Raw genomic sequence first — 14,590 nt, 5'->3', positions numbered from 1 at the left:
AAACAAGACTCATTTGATCTGAAGATCCAAATACGTAGACCTTGACGCTGCGCTGTCGGCGTGCGTAGCGTGCGCACATCTGGAAGCGCTCCCAACACCGCCAAATGTGGGTATTCCGGCACTAATTGTTCGCGGGGGAACGATTGATGGTCACGCCTGCCTTAGCGCGCCTTGATCCGGATCGCCGCGCCGCGCTCGACCGCCTGCTCGCCGCCCGCCGCGTGGGCGCGGGCGGCGCGCCCGACGCCATCGCGCCGCGGCCGGCCGGCGGCGGGCTCGTCGCGTGCTCGCCCGCGCAGCGGCGCATCTGGGTCGCCGACCGGCTCGGCGCCGCCCCGCCCGCCACCTTCGGCCTGCGGCTGCGCGGCCGGCTCGACGTGGCCGCGCTGCGCCGGGCGTTCGCCGCGGTCGCGGCCCGGCACGAGGCCATGCGCACCGTCTACGAGGTCGTCGGCGACCGGCCCTGGCAACGGGTTCTGGAGCGCACCGAGGTCCGCCTCGACGTGCGCGCCGGCGACCCGCACGCGATCGCCGCCGAGGCCGTCCGCGAGCGCTTCGACCTCGCCACCGGCCCCATCTTCCGGGCCACCCTGGTCGAGACCGCCCCCGACGACCACGTGCTGCTCTTCGTCGGCCACCACATCGCCTTCGACGAGCACTCGGTCGACCTGGTCCGGCGCGAGGTCGCGCGGGCCTACGCCGGGCACGACCTCGGCGCTCCGCCCGCGCTGCAGTACGCCGACTACGCCGCCTGGGCCGCCGCCCGCCCGGTGCCCGAGGCGCGCGCCCGCTACTGGCGGGAGCGGCTGGCCGGCCTCGGCGACACCCGCCTGCCCTTCGCCCGCGACCACGCCCCCGGCGCGCCGACCCGGGCGCTGCGGCTGGAGCTGGCCCCGGGCACCCTGGACCGGCGGCGCGCGGCCACCCCGTTCGCCGGCCTGCTCGCGGTGCTGTCCGACGCGGTGGCGCGGTACACCCGCGACCCCGACGTCAGCATCGGCACCATCTCGTCGGGCCGCCCCCGGGTCGAGCTGGAGCCGGTCGTGGGCTGCTTCCTCAACCCGGTCGCGCTGCGGACCGACCTGAGCGGCGCCCGCGACCTGGCCGAGGTCGCGCGCCGGACCCGCCGCACGGTCACCGAGGCGCTCGCGCACGAGGTGCCGTTCGAGACCGTCGGCCGGAGCACGCCGCTGTTCCGCGTCGCCCTGCACCTGCACCAGCCGCACGCGACCGAGGCGTGGCCCGGCCTGCACGCCGAGGTCTGGCACCACGACGTGCCCGCCGTCGAGCAGGACCTCGTGGTCGAGGCCGTGCCCCGGCCGGACGGCGGTGCCGAGCTGGCGCTGCGGTACACCGACCTGGAGGACGGGGCGCTCGAGCACTTCGCCGAGCACCTGCGGATGCTCGCCGAGGGGCGAGCGCCCGAGCCGCCGCGGCCGACCGGCTGGCGCAAGGACCCGCGCACCGTCCTCGACCTGATCGACGCCCAGGCCGCCCGCACGCCCGGCGCCGTGGCGCTGGAGTGCGCCGACGGGCAGACCCGCACCTACGCCGAGCTGATGGCCAACGTGGACCGGCGGGCCAAGGAGATCTCCGGGGCGCTGGTGCCGATCGCCCTGCGACGCACGCCCGAGCTGGTCGAGGAGGTCCTCGCGGTCTGGCGGGCCGGGGCCGCCTACGTGCCCGTCGACCCCGGCTACCCGCCCGCCCGGCAGGAGCTGATCCGCGCCGACGCGCGCGCCGGCGACCCGGGGGCGGGCGTGGCATACGTGCTGCACACCTCCGGCTCGACCGGCCGTCCGAAGGGCGTGGTCGTCGAGCACCACGCGCTCACGAACTTCGTCCTCGACATGGCGGCCCGGCTGGAGTCGCGGCCCGGGCACCGCTGGCTCGCCGTCACCTCGCTCAACTTCGACATCGCCGGGCTGGAGCTGTTCCTGCCGCTGGTCACCGGCGGGCGGATCGTGCTCGCCGACGAGGAGGCCCAGCGCGACGGGCACCGCCTGGACGCGCTCATCGCCCGGGCCGGGGTCACGCACGTGCAGACCACGCCGTCGCGCTGGCGGCTGCTGCTCGCCGCGGGCTTCGACCGGCCCGGCGTCGTCGCGCTGGTCGGCGGGGAGGCCCTGCCGCTCGCGCTGGCCCGGGAGCTGCGCGCGAAGAGCCGGGCCACGCTCAACGTCTACGGGCCTACGGAGACCACTATCTGGTCGGCCGCGTGGCCCGTGCCCGAGGACGCCGACGAGGTGCGGATCGGGGAGCCGATCGCGTACACCCACATCCGCATCTGCGACGAGGACGGCCGCGAGCTGCCGCCCGGCGCGATCGGCGAGCTGTGCATCGGCGGGCTCGGCGTGGCCCGGGGCTACCTCGGCCGCCCGGCCCTGACCGCCGACCGGTTCCGGCCCGACCCGTGGGGCGCGCCCGGCGCCCGGCTCTACCGCACCGGCGACCTGGCCCGCTGGGGTGGTGATGGGCAGCTGCGCTTCCTCGGCCGGGCCGACAACCAGATCAAGCTGGGCGGGCACCGCATCGAGCTCGGCGAGATCGAGGCCCACCTGGCCGCGCTGCCGGGCGTCCGGCAGGCCGCGGTCGCGGTGCGCGACGACCGGCTGGTCGCCTACGTCGTCGGCGCGCCCGAGCGCAACGACCTCGCCGAGCAGCTGCCCGGGCCCATGGTTCCGCGGGTGTACGTCACCCTCGACGCCCTGCCCCTGACCCCGAACGGCAAGCTCGACCGGGCCGCCCTGCCCGATCCCGCGCCGGCGACCGGCACCGGCGTGGCCCCGCGGACCGACACCGAGCGCCTGGTGGCGGACGTCTGGGCCGAGGCGCTCAACCGGTCCGACGTCGTGCCGCCGGACCGGACCGTCCTCGACTTCGGTGTCGACGACGACTTCTTCGCGCTCGGCGGGCACTCGCTGCCGGCGATGGCGGTCGCGGCGCGGCTCTCGGTCGCCTGCGGCTACGAGGTCGCCGTGCGTACCGTGTTCGCGCACCCGACCGTGGCCGCGCTCGCCGCCGCCGTGGACGAGCTCGTCGCCGCCCCGGACCGCACCCGCGACGTGCCGGTCACGCCGCGGGAGGATCCGGCGGCGCCGGCCCCGCTGTCCCCGGCCCAGCTGCGGCTGTGGTTCCTGCAGGTGCTGGAGCCGGACGACGCCGCGTACAACATGGCGCTCGTCTACCGCCTGCGCGGCCCGCTCGACGCGGACCGGCTGCACCGGGCCCTGGAACTGGTCGTCGCGCGCCACGACACCCTGCGCACCCGCTACTTCGCGGCCGACGGCGAGCCCCGCCAGGTCGTCACCGGCAACCGCCCGGCGCTGGAGCGCGGCGCGCCCGCGGACGTGGCCCGCTGGACGAACCGGCCGTTCGACCTCGGCTCGGGGATGCTGCTGCGCGCCGGGCTCGTCCCGGTGGCGGACGACGAGCACGTGCTGTGCCTGGTGATGCACCACATCGCCGGCGACGGGCGCTCGCTGGGGATCCTGTGCGAGGAGCTGTACGCCGCCTACGCCGGAGAGCCGCTGCCCGAGCTGCCGGTGCGGTACACCGACTTCGCCGAGTGGCAGCGGGTGCGGGGCGACGAGCGCGACCTGGCCTACTGGACCCGGCGGCTCGCCGGGGTCGCGCACCTCGACCTGCCCACCGACCGCCCCCGCCCGGCCGTGCAGACCTCGCGCGGCGCCTACGCCCGCCGCCGCCTCGGCGCCGGGGCCGCCGACGCGCTCGACCGCCTCGGCGCGGCCCACGGCTGCACCTTGTTCATGGTGCTGCTCGCCGGCTACCAGGCGCTGCTGGCCCGGCACACCGGCCAGAGCGACATCAGCGTCGGCACCTCCGTCTCCGACCGCGCCCGGCCCGAGCTCGCCGGGCTCATCGGCATGTTCGTCAACACGCTCGTGCTGCGCACCGACCTGTCCGGCGACCCGTCCCTCGCCGAGCTGCTCGGCCGCGTGCGCGAGGTCGCCCTGGGCGCGTACGCCCACCCGGAGATCCCGTTCGAGCGCCTCGCCGCCGACCTCGGCCTGCCCCGCGACCCGTCGCGCACCGAGCTGTTCCAGACCATGCTGATCCTGCACACCGAGGAGGGCGCGACCACCGGCCTGCTGCCCGGGATCGCCGCCGAGCACGCCGAGGACGGCCTCGCCCTGGCCAAGTTCGACCTCATGCTCGACGCCTGGCGGGAGCCGGACGGCATCCAGCTGTCCCTCAACTACCGCACCGACCTCTTCGACGCCGCCACCGCGGACCGGCTGCTGGCCCGGCTGGAGCGGCTGCTGGCCGCCGATCCGGCGCGGCGGCTGTCCGAGGTCGACCTGCTCGGGCCGGGGGAACGGGAGGAGCTGGTCGCGCTCGGCACCGGCCCGGCCGGCGACGCGCCCGACGTGGTGCGGCTCGTCGCCGCCCAGGACCCGGCCGCGGTCGCCGTGTCGTGCGGAACCGCGTCGCTCACCTACGGCGAGCTCGACGAGCGGGCCGCCCGCCAGGCCGGGTGGCTGCGCGCGCAGGGGGTGCGCCCCGACGACCGCGTGGCCGTGCTCATGCCCCGCTCGCTCGACCTGATCGTCACGCTGCTGGCGGTGCTGAAGGCGGGCGCGGCGTACGTGCCGATCGACCCGCGCTACCCGCAGGCCCGCCGGTCGCTGCTGGCCGAGGGGTGCGCGCTGACCGTCGGCGCGGTCGCGCAGGGTGAACCGTTCGAGTCCACTGTGGACCCGGCGCACCTGGCCTACGTCATCCACACCTCCGGCTCGACGGGCACGCCGAAGGGCGTCGGGGTCACCCGGGAGGCGCTGAGCTCGCGCGTTTCGTGGATGCGGCGGCGGTACCGGCTGAGCGCCCACGACGTCGTCGCGCAGTTCGCCACCGTCAGCTTCGACACCCATGTCGAGGAGGTCTGGCCGACGCTTACCGCGGGCGCCCGCCTGGTGCTGCTGCCGCCCGGGGAGGACCTGCCCGAGCTGCTGGCACGCGAGCCCGTCACCGTCCTGGACCTGCCCACGCCCTACTGGCACGAGCTGGTCGGCTCGGGGGTGCCCTGGCCCGCGGCGCTGCGCCTGCTCATCCTGGGGGCCGACACGGTCCGCGCGGACCGGCTCGCCCAGTGGTACGCCGAGGTCGGCGACCGCGTCGAGCTGCTCAACACCTACGGCCCGACCGAGACGACGGTCATCGCGACCACCGGCGCGCTCGGCCCGTGCGAGACCTCGATCGGCACCCCGATCGCCGGCACCCGGGTGTACGTCGTGGACGAGCGGCTGCGGCTGACCCCGGCCGGCGTCCCGGGCGAGCTGTGCATCGCCGGCGACGGCGTGGCCCGCGGCTACCTGGGCCGGCCGGGGCTCACCGCCGACCGGTTCCGCCCCGACCCCTTCGGCCCGCCCGGCGCCCGCCTGTACCGCTCCGGCGACCGGGCCCGCTGGCGGCGCAGTCAGGCGACACAGGCCTCGTTGGCGGAGGCGCAGTCGGCCGGCGGCGGCAGTCAGGCGACACAGGCCTCGTTGGCGGAGGCGCAGTCGGCCGGCGGCGGCAGTCAGGCGACACAGGCCTCGTCGGCGGAGGCGCAGTCGGCCGGCGGCGGCTTCGGCCGGCTGGAGTTCCTGGGTCGCCTCGACGACCAGGTGAAGATCCGCGGCTACCGGGTCGAGCCGGGCGAGGTCGAGACGGTGCTCGGGGGCCTGCCGGGTGTGCACCAGGCCGCGGTCGTCGTGCGCGACGGCGCCCTGGCGGCCTACGCGGCCGGCGCGGGCCTCGACCCGGCCGCGCTGCGCCGGGAGCTCGCCGAGCGGCTCCCCGCCTTCCTCGTGCCGACGCACCTGACCGTGCTGGACCGCATCCCGCTCACGGTCAACGGCAAGGTCGACCGGGCCGCCCTGCCCGCGCCCGTCGTCGCGGCCGGCGGGTACGTGGCCCCGCGGACCCCGGCCGAGGACCTCGTCGCCCAGGTCTGGGCCGGCGTGCTGGGCGTGGAGCGGGTCGGCGCGAACGACGACTTCTTCGCCCTCGGCGGCCACTCGCTGCTGGCCATCGCCGCGGTCGCCAAGCTCTGCGCGGCCACCGGGCGGGACATCCCGGTGCGGGCGCTGTTCCTCGCCCCGACCGTCGCCGGGCTCGCGGGCGCGGTGGACCGGTACCGCGCCGAGGAGCCGGTGACCCGCCGCGGCCTGACCCGGGGCCCGCTGTCCTACGGCCAGCAGCGCCTGTGGTTCCTGCACCAGCTCGACCCCGCGGACGCGTCCTACAACATCGCCGTCGCCTACCGGCTGCGGGGCCCGCTGGACCCGGCCCGGCTGGAGGCCGCGCTCAACGCGGTCGTGGCCCGGCACGAGTCGCTGCGCACGCGCTTCCTCCCCGGGGAGGACGAGCCGGTGCAGGAGGTGACCGGCGCGCGGGTGGTGCTGGAGCGCGGCGACGATGTCGGGGCCTGGACCAACCGGCCGTTCGACCTCGCCTCCGGGCTGCTGCTGCGCGCGGGGCTGCGGGTGCTCGGCCCCGACGACCATGTGCTCGGCCTCGTGGTGCACCACATCGCGGCCGACGGGCGTTCGCTCGGCGTGCTGGTGCGCGAGCTGCGGGCGGCGTACGCGGGGGAGGCGGGGCCGGAGCCGCCGGTGCAGTACGGCGACTTCGCCGTCTGGCAGCGCGGGCGGGACGAGGACGACCAGCTGGAGTACTGGCGCGGCCAGCTGACCGGCGTGCCGATCCTCGACCTGCCCACCGACCGGCCGCGGCCCGAGATGACCGGCTTCGACGGCCGGTTCCTGGTGCACGACCTGCCCGCGAGCCTGGCCACCGGGGTGCGCCGGCTCGCCGCCGAGGCCCGGTGCACGCCGTTCATGGTGCTGCTGTCGGTCTACGAGGTGCTGCTGGCCCGGCTCACCGGCCAGGACGACTTCTGCGTCGGCACCCCCATCGAGAACCGGCCCCGCGTCGAGGTCGCCGACCTGATCGGCTTCTTCGTCAACACCCTGGCCCTGCGCGCCGACCTGGCCGGGGACCCGACGTTCCGGGAGCTGCTCGGCCGCACCCGGGACACCGCGCTGGCCGCGTACGCCCACCAGGACGTGCCCTTCGACCGGCTGCTCGCCGCGGTCGACGTGCCCCGGCGGCTCAACCGGACGCCGCTGTTCCAGACCTCGTTCACGCTGCACACCGAGGAGGCGGCCGGCACCGACGTGCTGCCCGGGGTCGAGGCGGAGTTCCACGACCCGGGCGCGCGCCAGGTGAAGTTCGAGCTGAGCCTCGACGTGTGGCGCACCGCCGACGGCCTGCGCCTGGTGCTCGGCTACCGCGCGGACCTGTTCGACCGGGCCACCGCCGAGGCGCTCGCGCTGCGCTTCGAGGCGCTCGCCACCGCGCTGCTGTCCAACCCCGACGCCGCGCTGTCGACGGTCGACGCGGGCGGGGACGCCGCCGCGCGGGCCGCGCTGCTGCGGTCGGTCCGGGCGCCGCGGGCCGTGGCGGCGGCCGCCGAGACGGTGTACATCCCGCCGCGCGACGCCGCCGAGGAGCTGGTCGCCGAGGTGTGGCGGGAGGTGCTCGGCCTGCAGCGGGTCGGCGTGCACGACGACTTCTTCGCCGTCGGCGGCCACTCGCTGCTGGCGATGAAGGTGGTGGGGCGCCTGCGGGCGGCCACGGGCACCGAGGTGCCGTTGCGGACCGTGTTCGCCCATCCGGTCCTCGCCGAGCTGGCCGTGGCCGTGCAGGGGCTGATCGTGGCCGAGCTGAGCGCGCTCACCGACGAAGAGGCCGAGCGGCTGCTGGGGGAGACCGCATGACGACGCTCTCCCCGGCCAAGCGGGCGCTGCTCGAACAGCGCCTCAAGGGGCGCTCGGCCCGGACCGTCCCCGCCCTTCCCGCCGGGGCGCCGCCGCCGCTGTCGTTCGCGCAGGAGCGGTTCTGGTTCCTCGAGCAGCTCGCCCCGGGCAACCTCGCCGCGGTGATCCCGATCGTGCTGCGGCTGCACGGCGACCTCGACCGCGGGCGGCTCGCCGACGCCATCTCCGGGGTCGTGGCCCGGCACGAGCCGCTGCGCAGCCGGTTCGCCGACGCCGGAGACGGCCGGCCCGAGCTGCGCATCGACGAGCCCGGACCGGTACCGCTGCCGCTGTTGCCCTTGGAAGGGCTGGACGCGCACCTGGCGGAGCCGTTCGACCTCGCGGCCGGCCGGCTGCTGCGCCCGGCCCTCGTCGAGCTGGCCCCGGGCGACCACCTGCTCGCCATCGCCGTCCACCACATCGTCACCGACGGCTGGTCGATGGACCTGTTCGCGGGCGAGGTCGCCACCCTCTACGCCGGGGGCACGCTCCCCGAGCTGCCGGTGCGCTACGGCGACTACGCGGCCTGGCAGCGCGCCGGCACCGGGTTCGCGGCGAGCGTCGACTTCTGGCGGCGGACCCTGGCCGGCGTCGAGCCGCTCGACCTGCCGACCGACCACCCGCGCCCGCCCCGGCAGACGTTCACCGGGGCCGAGCACAGCCTCGCCCTGGGCCTGCGCGACGAGCTGTCGGCGCTGTCCGGCGACCACGGCGTCACGCTGCACATGACGCTGCTGGCCGCGTTCCTGGCGGTGCTCGGTCGGCTCACCGGGCAGTCCGAGTTCGCCGTCGGCTCGCCGGTGGCCGGGCGGCAGCCGCCGGAGCTGGAGCGGCTCATCGGCATGTTCGTCAACACGGTGACCGTCCGCGCGCCGCTGGCCGGCGACCCGACCTTCGCCGAGCTGCTCGGGCGGGTGAAGGAGGCGTGCCTGGACGCGTACGCCCACCAGGACCTGCCCTTCGAGCAGCTGGTGCAGGAGCTCAACCTGCCCCGGGACGTCCGCCGCTCGCCGATCTTCCAGGCGCTCTTCGCGCTGCAGAACTACGACGAGTACACCGGAACGGACTGGGGCGGGCTCACCCCCGGGCACTGGCCGGCCCCGGTGTCCGCGACCCGCTTCGAGCTGGAGCTGTACGTCAAGGAGCACGTACCCCGGGCCGGGGACTCGGGCGAGCTGTGGGCGACGGTCGTCTACAACACGGACCTGTTCTCCCACGACACCGCGGTCCGCTTCGCCGGGCACTTCCGCCGCTTCCTGGCCGAGGTCGCCGCCGACCCGTCCCGGCGGCTGTCCGATGTGGACCTGCTGGAGCCGGACGAGCGCGCGGCGGTGCTGCGGGCGCCGGAGCCGGTCGAGCTGCCCGCCGCCACCGTGCCGGCGCTGATCGAGGCCCGGATGGCCGAGCAGCCCGACGCCGTGGCGCTCACCTTCGCCGGGCGGCACCTGACCTACGGGGAGCTCGACGAGCGCTCGGCCCGGCTCGCCGCCCGCATCCCGCGCGGCAGCCTCGTCGCGGTCTCCACGGACCGGTCGTTCGAGCTGGTCATCGCGCTGCTCGCGGTGCTGCGGGCCGGGGCCGCCTACGTGCCGCTCGACCCCGAGTACCCGGCCGACCGCCTGGCCTTCATGCGCGCGGACTCCGGCGCGCGGCCGCTGGACGACGCCCTCGCCGACCCGGACGGCTTCGCGGGGCCGGGGCTCGACGACATCGCCTACGTCATCTACACCTCGGGCTCGACCGGGCGGCCCAAGGGCGTGCCGAACACCCATCGCGGCCTGCTCAACCGCCTCGACTGGATGCAGCGCCGGTTCCGGATCGGCCCCGGCGACGCGGTGCTGCAGAAGACCCCGGCCGGCTTCGATGTCTCGGTCTGGGAGTTCTTCTGGCCGCTCATGACCGGCGCCCGCCTGGTCCTGGCCCAGCCGGGCGGCCACCGCGACGCCGAGTACCTGCGCGACCTCATCCGGGCCGAGCGGATCACCACCGTGCACTTCGTCCCGTCGATGCTCGCCGTGTTCCTCGCGACCGAGGACGTGGCCGCGTGCACCTCGCTGCGCACGATCGTGTGCAGCGGCGAGGCGCTCCCGGCCGACCTGGCCCGCCGCTGCGTGGCCACCCTCCCGGCCGGCCTGCACAACCTCTACGGTCCGACCGAGGCCGCGATCGACGTCTCCGCCTGGCACTGCGACGGCGACGCGCTCGCCGGCCTGGCCCGGGTGCCGATCGGCGCGCCCATCCAGAACGTCGCCCTCTACGTGCTCGACGCGCGGCTGCGGCCCGCCCCGGTCGGCGTCCCCGGACAGCTGTTCATCGCCGGCATCGCGCTGGCGACCGGGTACCTCGACCGCCCGGCCCTCACCGCCGAGAAGTTCCTCCCGGACCCCTACGGCCCGCCCGGCCGCCGGATGTACGCCACCGGCGACCGGGCCCGGATGCGCCCCGACGGCACCGTGGACTTCCTCGGCCGCCTCGACACCCAGGTCAAGCTGCGCGGCCTGCGCATCGAGCTGGGTGAGATCGAGACCGCGATCCGGGCCCAGCCCGGCGTCGACGACGCGGCCGTGGTCGTGCGCGAGGACCGCCTGGTCGCCTACGTGGCCGGCCCCGACGCCGACCTGCGCCCGGCGCTGAAGCAGCGCCTGCCCGACTACATGGTGCCGGCCGCGTTCGTGCGGCTCGACGCGCTGCCGCTGACCCCGAACGGCAAGCTCGACCGCGGCGCCCTGCCCGCCCCGACCGTCACGCGCAGCGCCGAGGTCGCGTTCGTCGAGCCCGCCACGGACGCCGAGCGGCTCGTCGCCGGCGTCTGGCAGGAGCTGCTCGGGGTGGAGCGGGTCGGGGCCGGCGACGACTTCTTCGACCTCGGTGGCCACTCGCTCGTCGCCACCCAGGTCGTGGCCCGGCTGCGCAAGGCCGGCGGGCAGGTCTCCGTGCTCGACGTGTTCCAGCACAAGACGCTCCGCGAGCTGGCGCGGCTGCTCGCCGAGCCGGACCGGGGGCCCCGGCGGCTGCTGCACGAGCTGACGCGGCCCGTCCCGCCCGAGCGGCGGCTGGCCTCGATCGTGGCGGTGCCGTACGGCGGCGGCAGCGCGGTCGTCTACCAGCCCCTGGCCGACGCGCTCCCGGCCGGGTGGTCGCTGCACGCGGTAGCCATCCCCGGCCAGGACATCGGCGTGCGCGAGGCGGCGCTGCCATTCGAGGAGCTCGCCGCGCGGCTCACCGCCGAGGTGCTGGAGCGCGTCGAGGGCCCGCTCGTCGTATACGGCCACTGCGGCGTCGGCTCCTCCGTCGCGGTCGAGCTGGCCCGCCGGCTGGAGGCCGCCGGGCGGACCGTCGAGGCCGTCTACATCGGCGCGGTGTTCCCGTTCGCGCGCCCCACCGGCCGGTTCAGCGGGCTGCTGGCGCGGCTGGCCGGGCGCGAGGCGCTGCTGTCCAACCGGGTGTACGAGAACTGGCTGCGCTCGATGGGCGTCGAGATGGCCGAGTTCGACAAGGACGAGGCCGACCTCATCATCCGCAACATGCGCGAGCACACGCGGCTGGCCGAGGAGTACTTCACCGGCCTGTTCGCCGGGCACGTCACCCCGCTGCGGGCCCCGATCGTGTCAGTGGTCGGCAGCCAGGACTCGCAGACCGAGTTCTACGGCGAGCGCTACCGGGAGTGGCACTTCCTGACCGGGGCGACCGCGCTGGTGGTGCTGGACGAGGGCGGGCACTTCTTCCTGAAGTACCGCGCCGAGGAGCTCGCGCACGTCGTCACCGAGGTGCACCGCACCGACGAGCGGCTGCGGGACCCGCAGGGCGGCTGGGAGGTGGCCGGCCGTTCGTCCACCGTGGAGCGGACCGAGGGGCCGGAGCCCAGTCTCGGCCGGTTCATGGCCGTCGCGGCCGGGCAGCTCGTGTCGATCGTCGGCTCGGCGCTGACCGAGTTCGCCATCCCGCTCTGGATCTATCTGCAGACCGGCTCGCTGGTGCGCTTCGCGGTCTTCGCGGTGCTGGGCCTGGTGCCCGGCATGCTCGTCGCCCCGGTCGCCGGGGCCGTCGTCGACCGCTTCGACCGCCGCCGCGTGATGCTCGGCGGCGACCTCGCCGCCGGGGCCAGCCAGGCCGTGCTGCTCGCGCTGGCGCTCACCGGCACGCTGCGGGTGGCGCACGTGTACGGGCTGCTCGTGGTGCTGTCGGTCGCGCTGACGTTCCAGCGGCTGGCGTTCTCCTCGGCGGTGCCGCAGCTGGTGCCCAAGCGGTACCTCGGCCACGCCAACGGCATGGTCCAGCTCTCCTTCGGCGCCGGGCAGTTCCTCGTCCCGCTCGTCGCCGCGGGGCTCCTGGCCACCGTCGGCCTGCGCGGGGTGCTGCTGCTCGACGTGGTCAGCTACGTCGTCGCGGTCGGCGTGACGCTCGCCGTGCGGTTCCCGAAGACGCTGGCCTGGGTGCGCCGGGAGACGTTCTGGCAGGAGATCGTCGGCGGGTGGCGGTACGCGCTGGGCCCTGGCGGCCTCCGCCCCGTCCTCGTGTTCTTCGCGGTGCTCAACCTGTTCATGACCCCGCTGTTCCTGCTGCTCTCGCCGCTCGTGCTGTCGTTCGCCGACCTGGGCGCGGTGGCCCGGGTGAGCATGGCCGGCGGCCTCGGCGCGGTCGCCGGCGGCCTGCTCATGAGCTTCTGGGGCGGCCCGCGGCGGCACCGGGTGCGCGGCATGCTGCTGGTCGTGCTCGGGCTCGCGCTGTGCAGCGCGCTGCCGGGGCTCCGGCCGAGCGAGCTGCTCGTGGCCGCCGGCGCGCTCGGCATGTCGCTCGGGCTGACCCTGGCCAACGGCGTGTACACCACGATCGTCCAGGTGAAGGTGCCGCAGCGCTTCCACGGCCGGGTCTTCGCCGTCAACACCGTCATCGCGTTCTCCACCATCCCGATCGGCTACGCGGTCGTGGCGCCGCTCGGCAGCCGCCTGCTCGACCCGCTCATGGCGCCCGGCGGCGCGCTGGCCGGGAGCCTCGGCGGGCTGATCGGCACCGGCCCGGGCCGCGGCACCGCGCTGCTGTTCCTGCTGCTGGCCGCCGTGATGGTGGTGCAGGTGCTGGTGTCGCTGCGGCTGCCGAGCCTGGCCCGCTTCGACGAGCGGGTGCCCGACGCGGCCCCGGACGACCTCATCGGGGCCCAAGTCCGCCAACGCCGCAAGGAGCACACCCATGGATGACTACATCGTCGTGCGCAACGACGAGGAGCAGTACTCGATCTGGCCCGCCGGCGACCCGACGCCGCCCGGCTGGCACGCCTCCGGCTTCCGCGGAGCGCGCCAGGAGTGCCTCGACCACATCGACCTCGTCTGGACCGACATGCGGCCGGCGAGCCTGCGGGGGGAGCGGAGATGACGCCGGAGGAGGCCGCGGTCGCGCGGATCTGGACCGGGCTGGGGCTCCGGCCGACGTCGGCCGGGGACGACTTCTTCGACCTCGGCGGCGAGTCGCTGACCCTGGTCGGGTTCCTGGCCCGGGTGCAGCACGAGATGGGCCTGGAGCTGCCCGTCGACGAGCTGTTCGAGGAGGATCTGACCGTCGCCTTCGCGGCCCGGGTGATCGACAAGGCCCGGATGGCCGCGGCGCTGGCCGAGCTCGACGGCATGTCCGACGCCGAGGTGGCCCAGCTGCTGAGCCGGGCCGACTAGCGATGCGGGTGCTGCTGGCGCAGAACATGCCGTACCTGCCCGGCCACGGCGGCGCCACGAAGTCGAACCGGCTGCTGCTGCAGGAGCTGGCGGCCCGCGGGCACCGCTGCGTCGCCGTCACCCGCGGCGAGCCGGGGGTGCGCACCGTCGCGGGCGTGGAGGTGCTCGCGGCCGGCGGCCCGCGGCTGCCCCGGCTCGTGCGCGAGGTCGCCGCGGCCGAGGAGCCGGACGCGGTGCTGGTGCCGTCCGACGATCCCGGGCTCATGGTGCTCGGCTCGGCGCTGCGGGCCGCGCCCGGGCGGGTGGTGTACCTGGTGCACACCCTCCAGCAGCTGCCGTTCGGGCCGCGCGCGTTCTACCCCAGCGAGTCCGGGCACCGGATGGTGGCCCGGGCGCGCTCGATCGTCGCGGTGAGCCGGGCCGCGCACGACTACGTGCGGGAGCACGGCGGGCTCGAGTCCACCGTGCTCTACCCCCACGTCTACCGCCCGGGCCCGCTCCTCTTCGACCCGGCCGGCCGCATCACCATGGTGAATCCGTGCGGCTTCAAGGGACTGCCCATCCTGCTCGGCCTCGCCGACGCCCGGCCGGCGACCCGGTTCCGGGCGGTGCGGACGTGGGGCAGCACCGCTGACGAGCTGGCCGAGCTCGCCGCCCGGCCCAACATCGACGTCGTCCCGGCCGCCCCGGACATCGCCGACGTGCTGCGGGGCAGCCGCGCGCTGCTGATGCCCTCGCTGTGGGACGAGACATTCGGATACACGGCGGTGGAGGCGATGCTGCACGGGATACCGGTGCTGGCGGCCGACGTCGGCGGGCTGCGCGAGGCCAAGCTGGGGGTGCCGTACCTGCTGCCGGTCACCCCGATCACCGAGTACGAGCCGCAGCGGCCGGGCGAGCCGTACCCCCGGCCGATCGTCCCGCCGCAGGACATCGCGCCCTGGCTGGCCGCCCTCGGCGACGCCGCTGCCTTCGCCGCCGAGAGCCGCGCGGCGGCCGCCGCGTTCGTCGCCGCCCTGGACCCGGGGGCGCTCGAGAAGCACCTGGTGAACCTGTGAGCGGTCCGGAGCGGAGCGGAGGGGCCGCTCACCATGGGCTCAGGGT

Annotated in this window: 5 protein-coding genes; all 5 read left to right on the top strand. The window is 75.8% G+C overall.

The window, feature by feature from the left end:
- Positions 1 to 146: 146 nt before the first annotated feature.
- Genes AB0B76_RS25445 through AB0B76_RS25425 form a run of 5 tightly spaced genes read left to right on the top strand, consistent with a single transcriptional unit; the run spans position 147 to position 14,544 of the window.
- On the top strand, positions 147 to 7,784 hold the full coding sequence (locus AB0B76_RS25445) for a condensation domain-containing protein (protein ID WP_360379731.1): 7,638 nt from the start codon (positions 147 to 149) through the stop codon (positions 7,782 to 7,784).
- Positions 7,781 to 13,018 carry an amino acid adenylation domain-containing protein gene (locus AB0B76_RS25440; RefSeq protein ID WP_360379728.1) on the top strand — a complete coding sequence of 1,746 codons (5,238 nt, stop codon included), beginning with the start codon at positions 7,781 to 7,783 and terminating at the stop codon, positions 13,016 to 13,018. Before AB0B76_RS25445 ends, AB0B76_RS25440 begins: the two co-directional genes overlap by 4 nt.
- Positions 13,011 to 13,193 carry an MbtH family NRPS accessory protein gene (locus AB0B76_RS25435; protein WP_360379725.1) on the top strand — a complete coding sequence of 61 codons (183 nt, stop codon included), beginning with the start codon at positions 13,011 to 13,013 and terminating at the stop codon, positions 13,191 to 13,193. The genes AB0B76_RS25440 and AB0B76_RS25435 overlap by 8 nt, the downstream gene beginning before the upstream one ends.
- Positions 13,190 to 13,486: a phosphopantetheine-binding protein gene (locus AB0B76_RS25430; protein WP_360379722.1), complete on the top strand. Its 297-nt coding sequence runs from the start codon at positions 13,190 to 13,192 to the stop codon at positions 13,484 to 13,486. The genes AB0B76_RS25435 and AB0B76_RS25430 overlap by 4 nt, the downstream gene beginning before the upstream one ends.
- A gap of 2 nt (positions 13,487 to 13,488) precedes the next feature.
- On the top strand, positions 13,489 to 14,544 hold the full coding sequence (locus AB0B76_RS25425; protein ID WP_360379720.1) for a glycosyltransferase family 4 protein: 1,056 nt from the start codon (positions 13,489 to 13,491) through the stop codon (positions 14,542 to 14,544).
- Positions 14,545 to 14,590: the final 46 nt, after the last annotated feature.

It is taken from the genome of Dactylosporangium sp. NPDC049140 (genome assembly GCF_040648435.1).
Note: the sequence above shows the minus strand (reverse complement) of the source record. Positions and strands in the feature narration are given on the sequence as shown.

Bases quoted from the DNA above. Each gene is read 5' to 3' on its own strand.
- AB0B76_RS25445 (WP_360379731.1), top strand. From the start codon at position 147: ATGGTCACGCCTGCCTTAGCGCGCCTTGATCCGGATCGCCGCGCCGCG.
- AB0B76_RS25435 (WP_360379725.1), top strand. From the start codon at position 13,011: ATGGATGACTACATCGTCGTGCGCAACGACGAGGAGCAGTACTCGATC.
- AB0B76_RS25425 (WP_360379720.1), top strand. From the start codon at position 13,489: ATGCGGGTGCTGCTGGCGCAGAACATGCCGTACCTGCCCGGCCACGGC.
- AB0B76_RS25430 (WP_360379722.1), top strand. From the start codon at position 13,190: ATGACGCCGGAGGAGGCCGCGGTCGCGCGGATCTGGACCGGGCTGGGG.
- AB0B76_RS25440 (WP_360379728.1), top strand. From the start codon at position 7,781: ATGACGACGCTCTCCCCGGCCAAGCGGGCGCTGCTCGAACAGCGCCTC.